The following is a 21,583-nucleotide window of genomic DNA, read 5'->3' as shown; positions in this document are numbered from 1 at the left end:
TGTCCTGGAAGGCCGGCTGCATGCCGGCCTTTCTTTATAAACCGGCCGCCAGCATGCCCTCGGACGCCGGCGCCCAGACATTCCCGCTGCGCAGGAATTTCTCGGTAACGATAACGCGGAAGGTATTCGTCAGCATGTCCCAGCCGTAGCGGTCGACCTCGACCCGCTCGTGCTCGACGCGCAGCAGGTTGAAGGAATTGACTTCCCCCCTGCCCCGCGTCGAGGTCGCCGTGCCGGCCTGCACCACCAGGGCCGCATAGGCGTCGATCTGGTAGCGCGACGCGGTGCTGGCCGCATGGCTCACGTGCATGTGGCCGGCCAGCAGCACGTCGACGCCGCACTCCGCGAACACTTCCATCGCCATCGGCGCGCGGTCGACCAGGTCTTCTTCCTCGAAGGTCGTCGGCAGGTCGAAGGGGTGATGGGTGACGACGATGCGCGTGATCTTCGGATCGAGCCCGGCCAATTGCTCGCGGATTTTCGCCACCTGCTCCCTGTTCACGCGGCCGTCCTTGATCGTCAGCGAGCGCGCCGTGTTCACGCCCACCACCGCGATCTCCTCGTCGACATAGATCGGATCGAGGTCGTCGGTGATGTAGCGCTTGTAGCGGTCGAGCGGTTTGACGAAGCGCCGGAACACGTTGTACAGGGAGATGTCGTGGTTGCCCGGCACCACGATCTGCGGCCCCGGCAAGGTATCGAGGAAGGCCCTGGCCTCTTCGAACTGCTCGCTGCGGGCGCGCTGGGTCAGGTCGCCCGAGATCACGACAACGCTCGGTGCGATCGAATGGATCAGGTCGCGCAGCGGCCCCAGCAGGGCCTGGTCGACTCGGCCGAAATGCAGGTCGGACAGGTGGATAATGGTTCGCATCGGTATTCCTCGGTCATGAATAGTCGGATCGTCGTGCGCGCGCGGCCTGGGGCCGGCGCAGCGTCGCCACGCCGGTGACGCAGATCGCCAGCCAGGCGCAGCCTTCGAGCATGGCCGCCAGCACGTCGGTCAGGTAATGGGCGCCCAGGTAGAGGCGCGAGCCGGCTACCAGCAGCACCATGATGCAGGCGGCAAGCACGATCGCGGCGCGCGCCTGCCAGCTGCGGGCGTGGCGCACCAGGTAGCAGGCCAGCACGCCGTAGAGCACGGTCGCCGTCATCGTGTGGCCGCTCGGGAAACTATAGGTCGTCAAGCTCAGGATCGGCGCGTCGAAATGCGGACGCGCGCGCACGAAGGTGTGCTTCAGCGCCACGTTCAGCAGCATCCCGCCCGGCACCGCGCTGACCAGGGTCAGCATCCAGTGGCGCGCACCGCGCCGCGCCAGCCACCAGCCGGCGAGCGCCGTCAGGCCGAGGGCGCCGGGCGTGCTGTGCAGTTGGGTGATCCCGAACAGGAAGCTGCGCAGGAAGCTGCTGTCGTTCGCGTGCTGGTGCAGCCAGTTCGCCAGGCGCAGGTCCAGCAAGGTAATTGGCGCCCCTGTCAAGACCTCCTCCGCGATGCGCGCGAAGCCGGCCATCGCCAGCAGCAGCACCAGCACGCCGAGCGTCAGGTGCAGGCCGAACTGCTCCTGCGGCGAAAAGCGGGCGACGGTAAAACGGTGCAGGCGGGTCGTCAGGGAATCGTTCATCAAGCAGGGGAGCAATGGCAAAAAAACTACAGTTGAAAATTTTTACTGTTGTTATGTACAGTACCTGTGGATTTATACAGTAGTTGTGCTATCCTGTTTTCACTGACCAACATAATTCAAACAAGGGAAACGTCAATGACCACTCTGAACAACTCTTTCGGCCTGGAATACGCTCCTGCACCTTTTCTTATGCGCATCGGACGCCGCGAAATTCTGATCACCCGTGACTTCCGCAAACGCTTCTACCCGATCAACCCGATCATGGAATGCGATACCGGCGTCGAGCCTGGCCACGTCGAAGTGCTGCTGTTCGGCCGCTGGCTCCTGATCCTCTCCAAAGCGCACTGATAGGACCTCGAGAAACCTACTGCGCGTCGGATTGCCGGCCTGCGATGCTCGCTGTACATTCGTACAGCTGCGCTTCTTAGCCAGCACTCCTTCCGCTCGCTACGGTTTCTCAAGGCCCCGTTACGTTCCAGGCCTGCAAAGGCCATTCCAAGCACTAAAAATCGCATAACCATAGCTGAAATCATTCGTTTTCTTCGGATGGGTGGAGCCCTACCCTAGCGGTAACCCAACACCACTCATCCGGAAGAACCGCATGTTCAAGAAAATCGCCCGTTCGCTGGTAGCCGCCGTGCTGCTGGCCCAGTCCGCCGCATTTGCTCCCCTTGCCCTTGCAGCCGATGTTTCGCTGCTGAATGTCTCGTACGACCCGACGCGGGAGCTGTACCAGGATTACGACGCCGCCTTTGCCAGGTACTGGAAAACCAAAACCGGCGACAACGTCACGGTGAAGCAGTCGCATGGCGGCTCGGGCAAGCAGGCCCGCGCGGTAATCGACGGCCTCTCGGCCGACGTTGTCACCTTGGCACTGGCTTACGACATCGATGCTATCAGTGAACGCGGCCTTATCGCGCACAACTGGCAGGATCGCCTGAAGTACCGCAGCGCGCCTTACACCTCGACCATCGTGTTCCTGGTGCGTAAAGGCAATCCGAAAGGCATCAAGGACTGGGGCGACCTCGTGAAACCGGGCGTCTCGGTGATCACGCCGAATCCGAAGACCTCGGGCGGCGCCCGCTGGAACCATCTCGCGGCCTGGGGCTATGCACTGCGCCAGCCGGGCGGCAGCGAGGCCACCGCGCGCGAGTTCATCAACAAGCTGTACAAGAACGTGCCGGTGCTCGACTCGGGCGCACGCGGCGCCACCACCACCTTCGTCGAACGCGGCATCGGCGACGTGCTGCTGGCCTGGGAAAACGAAGCGCTGCTGGCGCTGCGCGAACTCGGTCCCGGCAAGTTCGAGATCGTGGCGCCTTCGGTGAGCATCCTGGCCGAGCCGCCGGTCGCCGTCGTTGACAAGAACGCGGAGAAGCGGGGTACCAGCAAGGTGGCCCAGGCTTACCTCGAATACCTGTACAGCGACGAAGGCCAGGACATCATCGCCAAGAATTACTACCGCCCGGCGGTCGAGAAGTTCTCGCGCAAGTATGCCTCGCAGTTCCCGAGCATCAAGCTGTTCACGCTCGACCAGGTCGCCGGCAACTGGACCACTGCCCAGAAGACCCACTTCGCCGATGGCGGCGTCTTCGACCAGGTTTACCAGCCGGGCAAAAAATGACTTGAAATACAGGGCATGGCCACGACTGTGTTGATTTGATATTCGTGGCCTGCCCGCCCAGGCGCCGTCCAGGCGCCCGATGCGGCAGTCCTTCCCGTACCACCACAGGAAAGGAAGCCGACATGTCAGCAAAACTCCGCAACATCAACGAACAAGTCATCGTCATCACCGGCGCCAGCAGCGGCATCGGTCTCACCACGGCCCGCATGGCGGCCGAACAGGGCGCCAAGCTGGTGCTGGCCGCACGCAACGGCGAGGCCCTCGACCAGCTGGCCAGCGAACTGCGGCGCCAGGGTTGCCAGGTAGCGACAGTGGCCGCCGACGTCGGCAGTGCACCCGATGTCGAGCGGATCGCCCAGACCGCGCTCGAGCGCTTCGGCCGTATCGATACCTGGGTCAACAACGCGGGCGTCGGCACCTTCGGCCGGCTGGAAGAGGTGTCGCTGGAAGACCACCAGCGCCTGTTCCAGACCAATTTCTGGGGAGTCGTCAACGGTTCGCTCGAAGCCGTGAAACGCATGAAGCAGCGCGGCGGCGGCGCCCTGATCAATGTCGGCAGCGAAGTGTCGGACGCCCCGGTGCCGCTGCAGGGCATGTATTCGGCCTCGAAGCATGCGGTGAAAGCCTTTACCGACTCGCTGCGCATGGAACTGGAAAAGGAAGAGGCGCCGATTTCCGTCACGCTGATCAAGCCGGCCGCGATCGACACCATGTTCGCCGTGCACGCGAAAAACTACATGGACAAGGAAGCGGTGCTGCCGCCGCCAGTGTATGCGCCCGAGATCGTGGCGAAAGCCATCCTGTACTGCGCCCAGCATCCGAAGCGCGAAGTCTATGTCGGCGGGGCCTCCAGGTTCATCTCCGCCAGCCGTGCGCGCATGCCGCACCTGATGGATCGCTATGTGCGCGCCACCATGTTCAGTCAGCAAAAGTCGAAGCACGACAAGATGCCCGGCCGTCCGGATGCCCTCCACGCGCCGGACCCGACGCATGCGCTGCGCGAGCGCCAGGGGATGACCGAGCGCAGCGTCAAGGAAACGTCGGCCTATACGACGCTGAGCCTGAACAAGACGCCGCTGGTGACAGCCCTGTTGGGTGGCGGGGCGCTGCTTGCGGCCTGGAAGCTGGCCGGACCGGGGGTGGCACGACGCAGGCTGGGACGCGTGTAAGCTGTCTCTGCATTCGGAACGAAAAAGACGCGCCGTGTGCGCGTCTTTTCCCGAATAACGTTGGGTGGGCTCCTGAGCCCACGCGGTGCTGAACGTGCCTGTCGAAAAATGTGCGGCGGAACGGCCGCATGGACTCAGGAGTCGACCCTATGTACTGAGCGCTCCTTGTCGATATGCACGCGTCGTACCGCGTGGGCTCGAGAGCCAACCCTGCTGTCACTTCTCCTTGCCGATCGGCGGCCGGCTGGCCAGGAAGTCCGTATCCTCTTCCGTCAGCGGCAAATCGGGAATCGACTCGATGCGGTCGGTATCGATGTCGGCGCCATCCTTGGCGACCGTGTCGCGGCCGGCCGCGGCGCGCTCGCCGGTGCCGCCCATGTCGCTGTCGCCGGAGAAATCGGCGTCGCCGACGTCAGGTCCCGCGGTGTCGCCGGCATGGCTCGCTTCCAGGTCGGAAGTCGTGCCTTCGTCCAGATGGATCAGCTGGTCGTCGTCGAGGTTGGTCGAAAAGCCGGGGCCGCCGACCACGTCGCTGCCGGTGTCGGAGATATCGCTCGGTCCCAGTGCGTCCGTGCCATGGCCCTTGCCAAGGCTACGGTCTGGACTTTCCGGGAAGTTGTCCGGATCAAGTGTGCTAATGCCAGTCATGATGCCTCCGTGAAGATGGTTGTCGGATAGTTCAGGATAGTGTCAGGCTACAGCCATTCGGCCGGGCACGTCGCAGCGCAGGGAGTGCCGCGCGGGCGCTGCCTAAAAGGCGTGGCGCATGCCGATATTGATGGCGGAATTGCCGTTTCCGCGGGTACTGGCGTTGCCGACCGTATAGCCGGCGCCGTTGCGGTTCTCGATATGCGAATAGGCCGCATAGAAATCGGTCCGGCGCGATACCGCGTAGCTGGCGCCGAAGGCGGCCTGGATGGCGTCCTGGTTGGCCAGGTCGCGGTCGTCCTTGACGATATACGAGGCAAGCAGGGTCGTGCGCCCGCTGAGGGGCACCGCCAGGCCGAGCAGGACGTCGCGGCTGTCGGTCGAGGCGGTACGCGCGAGCCCGGCGCCGTACGGATTGTCGGGATTGAACAAGGGAGAGCTGGCCCAGCCGCGGCTCAGGCTGTAGGCCGCGTAGGCGGTGCCCCAGCCCAGGCGCAGGTTCGCCGCCAGGATCGAATTGCGCGCCACATTGTCGTTGCTGGTCTTGCTGTTGAGCTGGACGCGCACGGCGTTCAGGCTCTGGTGGGCGGCGCGCACCGTCAGCGGTCCGGCTTCGATACCGACCGTCATGCCCCAGGCACGCCCGGCCGGCGAGGTGTCGACCTTCTCCTTGAAGGCATACGAGGCGCCGGCCGAGATGCCGCGCGCCAGGGCGCCGTAGTACTGGACGCTGTTGTCGACCCGGCGCCCGCCACCGATGAGGTTGCCTGCGCTGCCGGCCATGCCGCCCTTGAACGGATCGGCGACGTCGGTCAGCGCCAGGTATTGCAGGTTGTACTGGCGTCCGATCGTGATCGCGCCGAATTCGCCGGACAGGCCGACGAAGGCCTGGCGTCCGAACGCGCGCTCGTGCTGGTCGGCGCGGCCGGTATCGACCCGCACGCCCGTCTCGAGCGCGAAGATGGCCGAGGTCCCATTGCCGACCGGCTCCCTGCCGTGGATGCCGATATGCGATTCCGATGCCACTCCGCTGCCGACCTGGGTCGCGCACGTGTTGCCGCATCCGCCCTGCCCCACCACACCGGCATCGAGCACGCCATAGGTCGTGATCCCGGTCTGCGCGCAGGCAAGCGCGGCACTTCCTCCCAGTATTGCAAACGTTATGAACGGCTTGAGCATCGGCGTATCCTCTCTACGCCTCTACATTACCCCTCTAAAGCGAGTTCATCTGTCGAACGTCGCACATACGGCTGACCATTCAGGCTCGTCTTTGTGTAGGCCGGCTCCGACAATCTTGTAAAAAAGCTCAGGCAGCGAGCGCCACGGCGTTCTTGCCGCCGCGCTTCGCGGCATACATGGCACCGTCGGCACGGGCCAGCCAGGCGTCGAGGTCCTGCGGGTCGCCGGGCAGGTACAGGGCCACGCCGATGCTCGCGCCGACGCTCACGCCGGCGCGTTTCAGGACGTAGGGGGCGCGCAGCACGGCCAGCAGACTGTCGGCTTTCTCATTCGCATCCTGGGCGTCGCTCAGCCCTTCCAGCACCACCACGAATTCATCGCCGGCCAGGCGCGCGACCATATCGGTCTTGCGCACGGCCTCGAGCAGCCTGGCGCCGAACTGGCGCAGCAGCTCGTCGCCCTCTTCGTGGCCATGGGTGTCGTTGACGCCCTTGAAGCCGTCCATATCGAGGAACAGCAAGGCGCAGGGTTTATGGGAACGCGCGGCGCGGTGCATGGCGTCGGGCAAGGTCTGCATCAGGGCGCGCCGGTTCGGCAGCCCGGTCAAGGCATCGTGCAGCAGCAGGGCCTGCAGCTCGGCGGTGCGGGCCGCGACCGTGCTCTCGAGCTGCTGGTTCATCGTTTCCAGCGCGCTGCGGTGCGCCTCTTCGCTGCGCACCAGTTCGCGCATCGCGCGCGACAGGACCTGCGCTTCGTGGAAACCGTCGACCACCGGGATGTCCTCCGGACGGCCGCCGGCACGGGTCGCATCGACCGCCTGCTCGATCGCGCCGGCCAGCGCATCCATCGGACGCGTCAGGCGCCGCGCCAGCATCGCCGCGCAGCCCGCCAGCATGCCGGCCATCAGCACGCTCAGCCCGATCATGCGCCGCTCCAGTGCGCGCGCATCGGCCAGCGCCGCGTCTTCCGTGTGGCGCACCAGCACCGCCCACCCCAGTGTCGCCGGGTCGCCGGCGGTGCCGGTCCGGCTGTAGCCGGTGAGATAGGCCTTGCCGTCCGGTCCCTCCTCGCGCAGCGAGCCGGTTTCGCCCGCCAGCGCCAGGCGCAGGCTCGGGCTGTCGAATTTCTTCTCGACCATCGCCTCCGGCCCCAGCAGGACGGTGCCGTCCGCGCGCACCACCAGCACCTCGGCGCCGTATTCGCGCAGGGCCGGCGTCAGCAGCTGGCGCGCGCGGTTGCGCACCCATTGCCAGCTCATGTGTACCCCGACCACGCCGCGCACGGCGCCATCGTCGCCGGCCAGCGGCGCCGACATGTCGATGAAGCGCCACGGCTCGGCGGCCTTCGGCAGCAGTTTATTCAGCAGCAGCGCCGGATGATAGTCGGTCGCCCGCACGCCTTTGATGCCGGCCTGGAACCAGGGCCGGGCATCGACTTGCGCGCCTTCGAGCATGCGGCCGGTTGCCGCCACCACCTTGCCGTTCGCATCCGCCACGCCGATCCAGGCATAGTCGGCCACGGCGCGCTGCAGGGATTCGAGCACGCCGCGGGTCGCATCCGGATTCCCGAACGAGCGCACCTGCGGCAATTCGGCCAGCAGCCTGACGGTGACGATGGCGTTGCCGGTCACCCGGTTGAGCGAATCGCGCATCTGCCAGGACAGCTGTTGCAGGCGCAATTGCGCTTCCTTGCGCGCTTGATGGTGGGCGAAATGGCTGACCAGGGCGAAGTGCAGCAGGACCGTCAGGGTAACGGCGATGCTGACCGTGAGCATGGCCAGGGTTGCCAGGCGCAGGGGACGGCGCGTTGGGGCGCGGACAGGGCTGCGGGCCGGGTTGTTCATGCGATAGTGTTTATTAAAGGCAATCGCGAATGATATCCCTGAGGTGCCATCAGAACAACGCCATTAGTGCCCAGAAGCACATATGTTGTGATATTTCGATAGAAAGTTAAAAGTTGCTGTCATAAAACCAACGGATCTTTTCGTCGTGGCGTAGCGATTTGACATATGGTTCGGTTCTGACGAGCAACCGGATCGCGGACTGAATGAAGGAGCTTGCTTCGACGTACAATCCATGAGTCAACAAAAGCTACCGAAACTCACGCGCAGACCATGGCCCATTACGAACAGAACGCAGAACAGCTAGTTGGCCAATACGAGTCTCTACGCTTCGAGGATGTGCACCCGATGCTGCTCGACTCCTTGCCACCGCCGGGTGCAACGATCCTTGACATCGGCGCCGGCTCGGGCCGGGACGCTGCGTGGTTCGCAGCCAAGGGATACGATGTGGTGGCCGTCGAGCCTTCGGAAGCAATGCGCACGCTCGCCCGCCAGCGCCACCCCTCGCCGCGCATCCACTGGGTGGCCGACAGCCTGCCTGATCTGGCTCAATCAAGGCGGCTCGGTCTCACCTTCGATCTGATCCTGCTGTCGGCGGTGTGGATGCACCTGCCGCCGGCCTCGCGCCAGCGCGCGCTGCGCAAGTTGGCCACCTTGCTATCACCGAACGGCCGTATCGCCATCAGCCTTCGCATCGGCCCGCCCGATCCCGATCGCGCCATGTATGAGGTGACGCTGCCGGAACTATCAGCCCTCGCCCAGCAATTCGGTCTGCGGCTGGTACGCACGCACGAAAGCCCGGACAAACTGGGGCGCGCGGGTATCTCTTGGACGACTGTGGTGTTGGGCCTGCCTGACGATGGCTTGGGTGCACTTCCCCTCCTGCGTCACCTGGTGCTGACGGACGGGAAGGCATCGACGTACAAGATTGCACTGCTGCGCATCCTGGCCAGGATCGCCGATAGCGCGGCAGGGGCGGCGCGCCACGAACCGGAGTTCGTCGTCCTGCCGATGGGACTCGTGGCCCTCTTCTGGCTGCGCATGTACAAGCCGCTCATCGAAGGCGGGTTGCCGCAAATGCCGATGAACAAGGCGGGCAAAGGGCCCGGCTTCGTGACCAACAGCTTTACTGCCTTGCGTCTCGTCCGACCGGTCGATCTTCGTGCGGGGATGGAGTTCAGCGACGACATCGCGCGACATCTTCACGGCAGCCTGTGGGAGATATCCAGGCTGATACGCGAGATGCCGGTCAAGTACCTGCGCTGGCCGGCCAGTGACGAGAACATCTTCCACATCGCGCACTTGCGGCGCACGCCGACACCGTCGACGCTCCGGATCGATGAACCATTCCTGTGGAGCTTTGGCGAATTCCATGTTCCGCTCGGTATCTGGGATGCGCTTAGCCATTACAACGTGTGGGTCGAACCTGTCCTCGTCGAGGAATGGGTTCGGCTAATGGACTCCTACGCCGGGCGACTCGCCCCGGACATCCGGCAAGTCGCGTATTCCCTCCTCGCATGGGCAGATCCCGAGCGCGATACCAGATTCGCGCGCGCTGCAGTCGAACGGCTCCGCACGGGAGGCAAGTCCGTCTACTGTGTGTGGTCGGGGCAGCGGCTACGGGATGACTATGACATCGACCACTGTTTTCCGTTTGCTGCCTGGCCCTGCGGGGACGCCTGGAACCTGATGCCGGCATCGAAACGGATCAATAACGAAAAGTCGAATCGCCTGGTAACGCAGGCGGCCCTGGAACGGGCCAGCGAGAGGATTACCGAATGGTGGGAGCAGGCGTTTCTGTCGACCGGGACGGATGTGCGGGATCGGTTTTTCGTCGAAGCGGAGCAGACCTTGCCAATGCTGCAGGGCTCTGCGTCGTCGCCGGAGCTGATCGATGCGATGAAGGTGCAGCGTATTCGGCTGGCGAAGGATCAGGGCTTGCGAGCTTGGGAGCCGCTGCAGTTTGCCTGAGCCAATACAGCTAGCCAGAGTTATCACGCGCGCCCTTGGCGCGCGGCGCTGCCCGCCTTGCGGGCAGCAGACGGGCGATTCGAAGAGGGCTGGGCGAAGTACGCCCAGCCCTTCGAATCTCACACGGGAAGCGCGCAGGCGCTTCCCTCGCTTCCGCCAGGCAATAAAAAAACCGCCCGAGGGCGGTTTCTTTTATTTCCTGGCGGAAGCGGTGAGATTCGAACTCACGAACGGGTTCCCCCGTCGGCAGTTTTCAAGACTGCTGCCTTCAACCACTCGGCCACGCTTCCTGAAGTCCGGCATTATACATAAATCACTCTGCTGACGGCAGGCAATCGACGGGCGGCGGGACAATAAAGGAAGCACAGCGGCAAGCAGCGCTATCGATGCCGGCACGGGCCAGACGACTCGACGTTTGCCTGTCACCGCGTGGGCGGAGCTGTCCGCGGCCCGGCCCACCCTGCAAAAGCGAACCGCGCCCTACTCCACCAGCAACCAGTTATCCCGCAAGCCCTGCTCGAAGCGCGCCGCCGGCAGCGGCGCCGCGTACAGGTAACCCTGCACCTCGTCGCAGCCCGAATCGCGCAGGAACGAGAGCTGGTCGAGCGTCTCCACGCCCTCTGCAATGACCCGGTGCCCGAGCTGGCGGCCGATGCTGATGATGGTGCTGGCAATCGCGCAGTCGCTGGCATCGAGCGGAATCCCGGTCGTGAACGAGCGGTCGATCTTCAGCGTGTGGATCGGGAAGCGTTTCAAATACGAGAGGCTCGAGTAACCGGTGCCGAAATCGTCGAGCGAGAGCGCCACGCCGAGCGCGTTGATGCGGTCCATGATGCCGATCACGCGGTCGATGTCGTGCATCAGGGTGCTCTCGGTGATTTCGAGTTCGAGCCAGCACGGGTCGAGCTCGTAGCGTTCCAGGGTCGCCGCCACCCGCGTCGGCAGCGACTCGGTGAATTCGCGCGCCGAGACGTTCACCGCGAGGCGGAACGGGCGCAGGCCGGCGCGTTGCCAGACGGCCGCCTGGGCGCAGGCCTGTTCCAGCACCCATTCACCGACCTGCACGATCAGGCCCGTGGTCTCGGCCAGCGGGATGAATTCGGAGGGCGGCACCAGGCCGCGCTCGGGATGCAACCAGCGCACCAGCGCCTCGGCGCCGACGATGCGGTCGCTGCCGATCTCGAACTTCGGCTGGTAGTACAGCAGCAGTTCGCCGTGGCCGAGCGCGTGGCGCAGGCCGGATTCGATGCGCATGCGTTCGTGCATGCCCTGGTTCATGTCGAGGCTGTAGAACGCGACGCTGTGGTCCGGGTCCGCGTGGCCCTCTTTCGCGCGCGCCATCGCGATGTCGGCCATGCGCAGCAGCGCCTCGGCCTCCATGCCGTCTTGCGGGAACACGCTGATGCCGACGCTGGCGCCGACGCGCAGGTCGTGGCCTTCGATCAGAAAAGGCGCATCGAGGGCCAACTGCAGCTTCTGGGCCACCGTGGTCGCCTCGAAGTGCTGGCGGATGTCGAACAGGCCGACCGCGAATTCGTCGCCGGCCAGGTGGGCCACCACGTCTTCCTCGCGCAGCGTGCCGCGAAAACGCGCGGCGACCTGGCGCAGCAGCTCGTCTCCGACGCGCCGGCCGAGGGTGTCGTTCACCAGTTTGAACCGGTTCAGGTCGATGAACAGCACGCAGCCGGTTGCCTCGTTGCGCTGCGCGACCATCAGCGCCTGGTCGACCAGGCGCGCGAACAGGGTGCGGTTCGGCAGGCCGGTCAACTCGTTGTAGTAGGCCAGGTGGTGCAGCCGCTCTTCGGCGCGTTTGCGCTCGGTGATGTCGGTGAGGTAGGCGATCAGGCCGACCGGCCGCTCTTCCAGGTCGCGCAGGGGCGACAGCGACAGGCTGGCCCAGAACACCTCTCCCGATTTTTTCCTGCGCCGCACTTCCATCAGGCGCCCGCCGCCTTCCGCGAACACGTCCGGAATGCTCTCGTCTTCGTCGACGTACAGGAACAGGATGCTTTTGCCGACCGCCTCCAGCGCGGAGTAGCCGAACAGGCGCTCGGCGCTGCCGTTCCAGCTGGTGATATAGCCCATCAGGTCGAGCGTCAGCACCGATTCGTGGATCTGGTCGAGGATCTGCGACTGGTGCGCCAGTTGCGCTTCGATGCCGGCGTAGGCGTGCGTCGCGCGCCGCGCCAGCGAATGGACCTGCAGCAGGGTGCCGGTGAGCGCCGCCAGGCCCGCCAGGTGACGACGGTCCTGTTCGTCGTAATCGATGCGGCCGCCGATTTCATAGCGGCCGTAATAGGCGCCGTCGGCATGGATCTCGTGCGCCAGCACGCCGGCAGGCGCCCTGAACGGCTCGAGGCCGGTCGGCGCCAGCGGGTCGGCGGCGATGAAGCATCCGTCGGGACTGGCCAGCAGCGTGCGCGCGATGCGTCCGAGTTCCGCGCACAAGGCGTCGCCGCGCAGGCGCATGACGGCCTCGCTCAGCGCCGCGCTGCAGGCGACGAAGTCGCCGCTGTGGCCGACGGTTGCGTCAGGCATCGTGTCAGACATTGCGACCCACCTGGATCGCCCAGTGGTGCGCGTGCAGCTGGCTGTCCCACCAGGTGCCGGCATCGACGCCGGCGCGCGCCAGCGCCGCGGCATCCGGAGCCTCCTCGGCCAGCAGGAGGCGCTGGCCCAGCACCCCCTCGCGCCGCAGCAGCGCCGCACACAGGTGTTCGGGCAGGCACAGGTCGGCCAGGATCTCGGCCATCGGCATGCCGAGCAGGCGGTCGAGCAGGGAGAAGGCGCCGGTCATGAAGGCCAGGTCCTGCTCGTCGCGCTCGCCGCCGTCGCGCTTGCACAGCAGCTCGAGCTGGGCGGCGCGCAGGGCGGCCAGGGGCAGCAGCAGGTTCGGCAGCCCATCGGTACTGCTGCGTGCATACAGCAGCAGCTGCAGCCAGCGCTGCAGCTGGCGCCGGCCGAGCAGAGCGATCGCCTGGGCATAGCCGGTGATCGGGGTGTTGACGGCAAATGCGGCCGAATTGACCAGCTTCAGCAGGTGGTAGGAGAGCGCGGGGTCCTGCTTGAGCAGCAGTTCGATGTCGCGCGAATCGGCATCGGTGACCAGCAGGGCCAGCAGGGCGAGCAGGCGCCGGCGCGAGGTGCCGTCCTGGCCGTGTCCGCCCGCGCCCATCGCCAGCGGATAGTCGCCGCAAAACCAGGTGAAGCCGGCGCGCTCGCATTCGAGCAGGCGCGCCGCGCTGTCGACCCCGCGCGCCAGGTGCGGCCCGAACAGCGCCAGCAGGCTGGCGGCGGGCGGCGCAGCCTCGCGGCAATCCATGGACACGGCGCGCAAATTGGCGGGACGCGCCACGCCCGGCGGCAACGGGCCATCGAGCATCAGGCGGTAGCCGCCGTCGATCAGGCTCGAGAGCTGCTGCGCCGTGCCCTCCTGCGCCAGCGCGGCGGCGGCAAAGGCCAGCACCACCCGGTTCGGCGGCAGCAGCGCCAGCAGCTTGGGCGTGAGCTGGCCCGGGTCGGCCAGCAGGAGCACGCAGTCGAGGGGAGCGATTGCCGCCAGCAAGTCCGGCGCACCGAACAGCGCCTGCACGGCCTCCGGCACGCCGTTCGCCCCCAGGTCCATTCCGAGCGCCACCCACTCGTTGCGCCCATTGGCGACGGAGTGCAGGCGCACGGTTGGGGCAGGGGGAAGGTCCAGCAAAGCCATCGGCGTCTTTTAGGTGTCGGACAATATTAGTCGAGCAATATTAGTCGACCAAATGATCAAAAGCAATGAAAATGTTTCTTTATGGATACATTTACGTTGTATTTACTACGTGTTATTACGTAGCCGAATTGGTATGACCGGCAGTTAGAATCATGCGCTTGCCGTTTCCATAATAAGGCAAGATATGGGTCGGATTGCCATCCGCCGCGCTAGCGAACTGAACAGCGTGGCGGATGCGCCGCACCCTCCGAAAAAATCTAAGGAGCCACCAATGAATCGTCTCGGAAATCGACTCGGCTGGGCGGCGCTCTCACTCCTCGGCGCCGGTGCGCTCGCTTACGTTGCCTTGCGCCGTGGCGAGTCCATCAACGCCGTCTGGGTGGTGGCGGCCGCAGTCTGCGTCTACCTGATCGCCTACCGTTTTTACAGCCTCTACATCGCCACCAAGGTGATGGGCCTCGACCCGGGCCGCCAGACCCCCGCCTATAAATACAACGACGGCCTCGACTATGTGCCGACGAACAAGTACGTGCTGTTCGGGCACCATTTCGCTGCCATCGCAGGCGCAGGACCGCTCGTGGGACCGGTGCTGGCCGCGCAGATGGGTTATTTGCCGGGCATGATGTGGATCCTGGCCGGCGTCGTGTTCGCCGGCGCGGTGCAGGACTTCATCGTCCTGTTCATGTCGATGCGCCGCGACGGCCGCTCGCTGGGCGACCTCATCAAATCCGAAATGGGAGAAGTCCCGGGCATCATCGCCCTCTTCGGCACCTTCATGATCATGGTCATCATCCTCGCGGTGCTGGCGCTGATCGTCGTGAAAGCCCTGACCGGCTCGCCCTGGGGCAGCTTCACCGTCATGGCGACGATCCCGATCGCGCTCTTCATGGGCATCTATTCGCGCTATGTGCGCGTCGGACGCATCGGCGAAATTTCCTTCATCGGCTTCATCCTGCTGATGCTCGCCATCGTCGGCGGCCAGTGGGTGCACGACTCCCCTACCCTGGGCCCGATGTTCACCTTCACCGGCACCGAACTGACCTGGATGCTGATCGGCTACGGCTTCATCGCCTCCGTGATCCCGGTCTGGCTGCTGCTGGCCCCGCGCGACTACCTGTCCACTTTTCTTAAAATCGGCACCATCTGCGCCCTCGCCATCGGCATCCTGCTGGTCGCCCCGCACATGCAGATGCCGGCCGTGACCCGCTTCGTCGACGGCTCCGGCCCGGTCTGGTCGGGCAACCTGTTCCCCTTCCTGTTCATCACCATCGCCTGCGGCGCCGTCTCCGGCTTCCACGCGCTGATCTCCTCGGGCACCACGCCGAAGATGATCGAGGACGAGACCCACGCCCGCTTCATCGGCTACGGCGCGATGCTGATGGAATCGTTTGTCGCCATCATGGCGCTGGTTGCCGCCTCGACCATCGACCCGGGCGTGTATTTCGCGATGAACGCGCCGGCCGCCCTGCTTGGCACCACGGCCGAATCGGCTGCCGCCGCGGTATCGAACTGGGGCTTCGTCGTCACGCCCGAGATCCTGACCCAGACCGCCAAGGACGTGGGCGAGCACACCATCATCTCGCGCGCCGGCGGCGCGCCGACGCTGGCCGTCGGCATGGCCAACATCCTGGCCAATGTCGTGGGCGGCAAGACGATGATGGCCTTCTGGTACCACTTCGCGATCCTGTTCGAGGCCCTGTTCATCCTGACCGCGGTCGATGCGGGCACGCGCGCCGGCCGCTTCATGCTGCAGGACCTGCTGGGCGCCTTCGTCCCGGCCCTGAAGCGCACCGAATCGCTGCCGGCCAACCTGCTGGCCACGGGCCTGTGCGTCGCGGCCTGGGGTTACTTCCTGTACCAGGGCGTGGTCGATCCGCTGGGCGGCATCAACACCCTGTGGCCGCTGTTCGGCATCGCCAACCAGATGCTGGCCGGTATCGCCCTCGTGCTCGGCACCGTGGTCCTGTTCAAGATGAAGCGCGGCCAGTATGCCTGGGTCACCGTGGTGCCGACCATCTGGCTGCTGATCTGCACCCTGAGCGCGGGCTGGCAGAAGATCTTCCACGAAAACGTGAAGATCGGCTTCGTCGCGCACGCCCGGAAGTTCCAGGCCGCGCTCGACCAGGGCCAGGTACTGGCGCCGGCCAAATCGCTCGACCAGATGCGCCGCATCATCTTCAACGATTACGTCGACGCGACGCTGGCGGGTTTCTTCATGGTCGTCGTGCTCGCGGTGCTGTTCTATGGCATCCGCACGGTGCTCAATGCCCGCAATGACCGCAACCCGACGGTCAAGGAGTCGGCCTTCGTCGCTGCACCGGCCGCACAGGTGCAGTGATGTTCGCCACCCTCGCCCAGGCCGGCCGCTACCTCGGGCAAAGCATGCGCCTGATGGTCGGCCTGCCGGAGTACGACACCTACCTCGCGCACATGGAGCGCGAGCATCCGGACAAGACGCCGATGACCTACGAGGAGTTTTTCCGCGAACGGCAGGAAGCGCGCTATGGGTCCGGCCGCAGCGGGGGATGTTGCTAGCACAGGGACCGCATTGACCCTTGGGGTGGACGGCAGCGCCGTCCACCCTTTGTCCCGGCAACCCTCTGTTGCCGCGCCGTTGCCAATTCATCCCCTTCCCTCCTGCCTTGCGCCACCGCAAGGTCACCCCCTCCCCAGCACCGTAATATTTTTTCCTGCAGGAATTTGCATTTCTGCAAGGAGGGCATGCGCTCGCTCAACGGCGCCGGCCCGTGCCGCCATGCCGCTTCCGCAGATCGCATCCATGCTTCTATGCTGAATTCCGCGCGCTCCAGCCTGTACCGCAAGCTGACGACGATGTCGATGCTGTCGACCGGCGTCGCCCTGGCCTGCGTCTTCGTCGCCTTTACGGTCGCCTCGGTGCTGAACGGGCGCGCAAACGAGGGCCGGCAGCTGTCCTCGCTGGCCGGCGTGGTGGCCGCCAACAGCGCCGACGCGCTCGTGTTCAACGACCGCAGCCTGGCGCGCACCCTGCTCGCCTCGCTCGAAGCGAAGGGCGAAATCTCCCAGGCCGCGCTGTACGACCGCAAGGGCAAGCTGTTCGCCGCCTACAGCGCCCCCGCCCACGCCGGAGGGGACCCGGCGGCCACCCTCGAAACGATCGACGAGGAAACGCTGGCACTGGCGAACCTCGACACCGCCCGCCTGTGGTCGCCACGCATGCGCCTGTACCGGCAGGTGGCAGGCGCCAAGGCCCAGGTCGGGGTGCTGGTGATCGAAGCCGACCTGCGGCCGATGTGGCGCGACATCCTGCGCAGCGTCGGGGTGCTGGGCGCGGCGATGTGCGCATCGCTGCTGGTATCGCTGGTGCTGGCGCGGCGTTTAACCCGCAGCATCGCGGCCCCGGTGACGAAACTGATACAGACCGCGCAAGAGGTGTCGAGCAGCCAGAACTACACGCTGCGCGTGCCGCACGAACGGCGCGACGAACTCGGCACCCTGATCAACAGCTTCAACGACATGCTGGCCCAGATCGAAGGCCGCGGCGCCGCCCTCAGCCTGCACCGCGACGAACTCGAACGCCAGGTGTCGGTGCGCACCGAGCAGCTCGAACGGGCCAAGAACGCCGCCGAGGCGGCCAGCCGCGCAAAAAGCGCCTTCCTCGCCACGATGAGCCACGAGATCCGCACCCCGATGAACGGCGTGCTGGGCATGACCGAGATGCTGCTCGGGACCCATCTCACCGAGGTCCAGCGCAACTACACGCGCCTGGTCAAGCGCTCGGGCGAGCACCTGCTGGTGATCATCAACGACATCCTCGATTTTTCGAAGATCGAGGCCGGCAAGCTCACCATCGAATACATCAATTTCAACCTGTGGGACCTGCTGGACGACATCCACACGGTCTACACGCCGCAGGCCCAGCACAAGGGCATCGCGCTCGACTTCGACATCGCCAACGACATCCCGGTCGCGATCTGCGGCGACCCGAACCGGCTGCGCCAGATCATGGCCAACCTGCTCGGCAACGCCATCAAGTTCACCGAGCAGGGCCGGATCGAGGCGCGCGTGCGCGTGGCGAGCGAAGACAGCCAGGCGGTGATGCTGCGCTTCGAGGTCCACGATACCGGCATCGGCATTTCGCGCGAAGCGCGCGGACGCCTGTTCGAGGCATTCTCGCAGGCCGACGATTCGACCACCCGCAAGTTCGGCGGCACGGGCCTGGGCCTGGCGATCTCCAGGCAGCTGGTGGAACTGATGGGCGGCGCGATCGGGGTCGACAACGGCGCCAAACAGGGGTCGGTGTTCTGGTTCACGGTCAGCTTCGACAAGCGCCGCGTCGATCCGGACGCGCCCGGCGGGCAGCAGCACCCCCTGAGCGGGATGCGCGTGCTGGTGGTCGATGAGGACGAGACCACGCGCGTCGCCCTGGCCCGCCACCTGGCGGACTGGGAACTGGTGTGCGAGGAAGCCGCCAGCGCGCGTGCCGCCCTCGAGCGCCTGGCGAGCGACGCGCGCGCCGGCAAGCCCTTCGATGCCGCGGTGCTGAACATGGAGCTGAGCCAGTCGAGCGGCCTGCTGCTGGCCGCGACCATCAAGGCCGACCCGCTCACGCGTCCGACCCGCATCATCCTGCTCAGCCCCGAACGCCTGGCGGCCGACCCGGTGCAGCGGCGCGAAGCGGGCGTGGCCTACCAGCTGATCGAGCCGGCGCGCGCGGCCGACCTGTTCGCCTGCCTCGGCACCCGGCCGCGCGGGGCGACTGCGCCGGCGCCGCAGTTCCTGCCGCCGCCGCAGACGAAGGTCGAGCGCGGCGAAGGATCGGGGCGCGTGCGGCGCGTGCTGCTGGCCGAGGACAATCCCGTGAACGTCGAAGTGGCGAAAGCGATGCTGGAGAGCCTCGGCCTGCAGGCGCAAGTAGCACAGAACGGTCTCCAGGCCTTGGAGGCCGCGCGCACCACTCGCTTCGAGGCGGTGCTGATGGATTGCCAGATGCCGGTGATGGACGGTTTTGCCGCCACCGCGGCGATCCGGCGCGAGGAGCAGGAGGCGGGCCGCCCGCGCACGCTGCCGGTCATCGCGATCACCGCGAATGCGCTGCAGGGCGACCGCGAAGCCTGCCTCGCGGCCGGCATGGACGACTACCTGTCGAAACCGTTCACCCAGGCCGAACTGGCCGGCGTGATCGGACGCTGGATCGCCATGCCGCTGGCGGCCAGCGTGCACCACGACGAGGCCGTGCCGACCCTGCCGCCGGAAGTCCGCGAAGTGATCCAGCGCGACGTCATCAACGCCAGGGCGCTGGAGAACATCCGCGCGCTCAGCCAGCAAGGCGGCGACGCCCTGGTGCAGAAGGTGATTGCCGCCTATGTCGGCGACACCCCGCAGCACCTGCGCGCCCTGCGCCAGGCCGTCGGCGGGGAGGACGCCGATACCGTGCGCCGCGTCGCGCACAGCCTGAAGTCGGCCAGCGCGAATGTCGGCGCCGAGACGCTGGCGCGCCTGTGCAAGGACCTCGAACAGATGGGCCGCAACGCCAGCGTCGACGGCGCGGCCACCCTGCTGACCGACATGGAAGAAGAATTCCTGGCGGTGCAGCAGTCACTGAACACCATGCTAGTGAAGGAAACATGATGCCAGCCTCCCCATCCCTACAACGCGGTGTCGTGCTGGTGGCCGACGACGATCCGGTGATGCGTCTCCTGATGCTCGAGATGCTGCAGCAGGTCGGCCTGGAGGGCATCGAAGCGGCGGACGGACGCGAGGCACTGGCCCTGGCGATGCAGCGCCGGCCCGACCTGATCCTGATGGACGTCGAGATGCCGCACCTGGACGGCTTTGCCGCCTGCCGCGCGATCCGCCGCAGCGAGGGTGCGGGCGCCTCGGTGCCGATCGTGATGGTGACCGGCGGCGACGACATCGAAGCGGTGACCAGCGCCTACGAGGCCGGCGCCACCGACTTCGTCTCGAAGCCGATCAACTGGCCGATCCTCGGCCACCGCGTGCTCTACGTACTGCGCGCCAGCGACGCCATCGCGCGCCTGAGGATTGCGGATGCGCAGAATCGCGCCGTGCTGGCGGCAATTCCGGACACCTTCTTCCGCATGAACCGCGACGGCTTTTATCTCGATTACGAACCGGGCCGCGGCTTTCCCAGCCGCGAGCGCGACGGCGCGGTGCCCTTCACCAGCGAGCGCTGCGTCGGCCGCCACCTCTCGGAGGTGCTGCCGAAGGAGATCGCCGGCCGCGTGATGGAGCAGCTGCAGGACGCGCTCCGTACCCGGCAGATCCGCTCGATCGAATATGAATTGATTCGCTTCGGTGCGGCCCAGCATTTCGAGGCGCGCCTGGTGGCGACCGGACCGTCCGAGGTGCTGGGCCTGGTGCGCGACATCAGCGAGCGGAAGCGCAGCGAAGAGCAGATCCGGCGCCTGGCGTATTGCGACAGCCTGACCGGCATTCCGAACCGCCAGGCCTTCCTCGAGACGCTGGAACGCGAACTGCAGCGCTCGAAAGTCGGCAACAAGAAGTTCGCGGTCCTGTTCATGGACCTCGACGCCTTCAAACGCATCAACGACACGCTCGGGCACAACGTCGGCGACCACCTGTTGAAGATCGTCTCCGAGCGCCTGCGCGAGACGATCCGGCCGAGCGACCTGGTCTCGCGGAGCGAAGCGCTGCCCGAAGAGGTGAACAACGAGGTTCCCGCCCACGTGTCCTCGGCCACCAACCTGGCGCGCCTGGGCGGTGACGAATTCACGATCCTGATTCCCGACCTCGAGCGCGTCGAGCATGCCCTGAATGTCGCGCACCGGGTGAAGGAAGCGATGCGCCGCCCCTTCCTCATCGACGGCAACGAGATCTTCGTCACCGCCAGCATCGGCATCTCGCTGTTCCCGGAAGACGGCGACGACTGCAATTCGCTGCTCAAGTTTGCCGACACGGCCATGTACCACGCCAAGAACTGCGGCAAGAACAACGCCAAGCTGTACAGCTCTTCGCTGACCATGCAGATCATGAGCCATGTGAAGCTCGAAGTCGGCCTGCGCAAGGCCTTGCAGAACAACGAGCTGTACCTGCTGTACCAGCCGCAGCTCGACGTGCGTTCGCTCGAGATCGTCGGCGTCGAGGCCCTGGTGCGCTGGCGCCATCCGGAGCGCGGCATCATCTCGCCGACCGAATTCATTCCGCTGGCCGAGGAAACGGGCCTGATCGTGCCGATCGGCGAATGGGTGCTGCGCACCGCCTGCAACCAGGCGCGCGCCTGGCAGCGCGCCCTGCACCGTTCGGTGCGGATGGCGGTGAACCTGTCGGCCAAACAGTTCAAGGACGAGAACCTGTCGCAGATCGTGCTCTCCGCACTCGACGAGACGGGGCTCGACCCCAAACTGCTCGAACTCGAGCTGACCGAGGGCACGCTGATGGACGACGCCAAGGCGACCCTGGCCACGCTCGAGCAGCTGCGCGGCATCGGCGTCTACCTGTCGATCGACGATTTCGGCACCGGCTACTCGTCGATGAATTATTTGAAGCGCTTCGATGTGCGCGCCCTCAAAATCGACCGCAGCTTCATCTGCGGCCTGCCGCAGGACTCGGAGAACGCGGCGATCACGCGCGCCATCATCGCCATGGCCCATGGCCTGAAAATGGCGGTGGTGGCCGAAGGGGTCGAGACCGACGAGCAGCTGGTGCTGCTCGAAGAGTACGGCTGCGACCTGGTGCAGGGCTACTTCCTCGGCCATCCGTCGAGCGCCGACACCATCACCCAGATGCTTGGCCAGCTCAAAGCGACACTGCCGGCGCTGCCGGCACTGCCATCGCCGTAGGCTGGGCGGCTCCACCCGGACG

The 21,583-nt window shown here is 65.7% G+C and carries 15 protein-coding genes and 1 tRNA gene; 8 read left to right on the top strand and 8 right to left on the bottom strand.

Going from position 1 to position 21,583, the window contains the following annotated elements; translation table 11 throughout:
* Positions 1-34: 34 nt before the first annotated feature.
* Both ACI48I_RS13310 and ACI48I_RS13305 read right to left on the bottom strand, forming a co-directional pair.
* Positions 35-871 (bottom strand): metallophosphoesterase family protein, encoded by an 837-nt coding sequence (locus ACI48I_RS13310; RefSeq protein ID WP_498574436.1) that lies wholly within the window; start codon positions 869-871, stop codon positions 35-37.
* Positions 872-884: 13 nt separating this feature from the next.
* Complete coding sequence (locus tag ACI48I_RS13305; protein WP_498574435.1) at positions 885-1,619, bottom strand: phosphatase PAP2 family protein; 735 nt, start codon at positions 1,617-1,619, stop codon at positions 885-887.
* Positions 1,620-1,754: 135 nt separating this feature from the next.
* Here ACI48I_RS13305 and ACI48I_RS13300 point away from each other — a divergent pair, with 135 nt between their 5' ends.
* The 3 genes from ACI48I_RS13300 to ACI48I_RS13290 all read left to right on the top strand — a co-directional run bounded on the left by ACI48I_RS13300 (position 1,755) and on the right by ACI48I_RS13290 (position 4,412).
* Positions 1,755-1,967, top strand: a complete 213-nt coding sequence (locus ACI48I_RS13300; protein WP_193686465.1) for a hypothetical protein — start codon at positions 1,755-1,757, stop codon at positions 1,965-1,967.
* Positions 1,968-2,220: 253 nt separating this feature from the next.
* Positions 2,221-3,243, top strand: coding sequence for a sulfate ABC transporter substrate-binding protein (locus tag ACI48I_RS13295; RefSeq protein WP_498574434.1), 1,023 nt, complete (start codon positions 2,221-2,223; stop codon positions 3,241-3,243).
* Positions 3,244-3,365: 122 nt separating this feature from the next.
* Positions 3,366-4,412 carry an SDR family oxidoreductase gene (locus tag ACI48I_RS13290; protein ID WP_193686467.1) on the top strand — a complete coding sequence of 349 codons (1,047 nt, stop codon included), beginning with the start codon at positions 3,366-3,368 and terminating at the stop codon, positions 4,410-4,412.
* A 216-nt stretch (positions 4,413-4,628) separates the two neighbouring features.
* Here the strand turns inward: ACI48I_RS13290 and ACI48I_RS13285 are convergent, their stop codons facing one another.
* From ACI48I_RS13285 to ACI48I_RS13275, 3 genes are all read right to left on the bottom strand, one after another.
* Positions 4,629-5,060 carry a hypothetical protein gene (locus ACI48I_RS13285; protein WP_193686468.1) on the bottom strand — a complete coding sequence of 144 codons (432 nt, stop codon included), beginning with the start codon at positions 5,058-5,060 and terminating at the stop codon, positions 4,629-4,631.
* 102 nt (positions 5,061-5,162) lie between these two features.
* Positions 5,163-6,239: a porin gene (locus tag ACI48I_RS13280; protein WP_193686469.1), complete on the bottom strand. Its 1,077-nt coding sequence runs from the start codon at positions 6,237-6,239 to the stop codon at positions 5,163-5,165.
* 127 nt (positions 6,240-6,366) lie between these two features.
* Positions 6,367-8,082, bottom strand: coding sequence for a diguanylate cyclase domain-containing protein (locus ACI48I_RS13275; protein WP_498574433.1), 1,716 nt, complete (start codon positions 8,080-8,082; stop codon positions 6,367-6,369).
* 270 nt (positions 8,083-8,352) lie between these two features.
* Here ACI48I_RS13275 and ACI48I_RS13270 point away from each other — a divergent pair, with 270 nt between their 5' ends.
* Complete coding sequence (locus ACI48I_RS13270) at positions 8,353-10,050, top strand: class I SAM-dependent methyltransferase (RefSeq protein WP_193686471.1); 1,698 nt, start codon at positions 8,353-8,355, stop codon at positions 10,048-10,050.
* A 200-nt stretch (positions 10,051-10,250) separates the two neighbouring features.
* On the opposite strand, the gene ACI48I_RS13265 is transcribed toward ACI48I_RS13270, so the two are convergent.
* The 3 genes from ACI48I_RS13265 to ACI48I_RS13255 form a co-directional block, all read right to left on the bottom strand.
* Positions 10,251-10,340 (bottom strand) — tRNA-Ser (locus tag ACI48I_RS13265).
* Between the two features lie 190 nt (positions 10,341-10,530).
* Positions 10,531-12,600 (bottom strand): putative bifunctional diguanylate cyclase/phosphodiesterase, encoded by a 2,070-nt coding sequence (locus ACI48I_RS13260; RefSeq protein ID WP_498574432.1) that lies wholly within the window; start codon positions 12,598-12,600, stop codon positions 10,531-10,533.
* Positions 12,593-13,759: an HDOD domain-containing protein gene (locus ACI48I_RS13255; RefSeq protein WP_498574431.1), complete on the bottom strand. Its 1,167-nt coding sequence runs from the start codon at positions 13,757-13,759 to the stop codon at positions 12,593-12,595. The genes ACI48I_RS13260 and ACI48I_RS13255 overlap by 8 nt, the downstream gene beginning before the upstream one ends.
* A 271-nt stretch (positions 13,760-14,030) precedes the next feature.
* Between ACI48I_RS13255 and ACI48I_RS13250 the strand changes: the two genes are divergently transcribed.
* The 4 genes from ACI48I_RS13250 to ACI48I_RS13235 all read left to right on the top strand — a co-directional run bounded on the left by ACI48I_RS13250 (position 14,031) and on the right by ACI48I_RS13235 (position 21,561).
* The gene (locus tag ACI48I_RS13250; RefSeq protein ID WP_498574430.1) at positions 14,031-16,097 is read left to right on the top strand and encodes a carbon starvation CstA family protein; all 2,067 of its coding nucleotides are present in this window, start codon (positions 14,031-14,033) and stop codon (positions 16,095-16,097) included.
* A complete protein-coding gene (locus tag ACI48I_RS13245) occupies positions 16,097-16,294 on the top strand; it encodes a YbdD/YjiX family protein (protein WP_193686474.1) in 198 nt (65 codons plus the stop codon). Before ACI48I_RS13250 ends, ACI48I_RS13245 begins: the two co-directional genes overlap by 1 nt.
* A 252-nt stretch (positions 16,295-16,546) precedes the next feature.
* Entirely contained in the window at positions 16,547-19,369 is a 2,823-nt protein-coding gene (locus ACI48I_RS13240) for a response regulator (RefSeq protein WP_498574429.1), read from the top strand.
* On the top strand, positions 19,369-21,561 hold the full coding sequence (locus ACI48I_RS13235; RefSeq protein WP_498574532.1) for a putative bifunctional diguanylate cyclase/phosphodiesterase: 2,193 nt from the start codon (positions 19,369-19,371) through the stop codon (positions 21,559-21,561). Before ACI48I_RS13240 ends, ACI48I_RS13235 begins: the two co-directional genes overlap by 1 nt.
* The last annotated feature ends 22 nt before the right edge of the window (positions 21,562-21,583 follow it).

It is taken from the genome of Massilia sp. LXY-5, from assembly GCF_059801075.1.
This window is presented reverse-complemented; position numbering and strand designations above follow the sequence as displayed.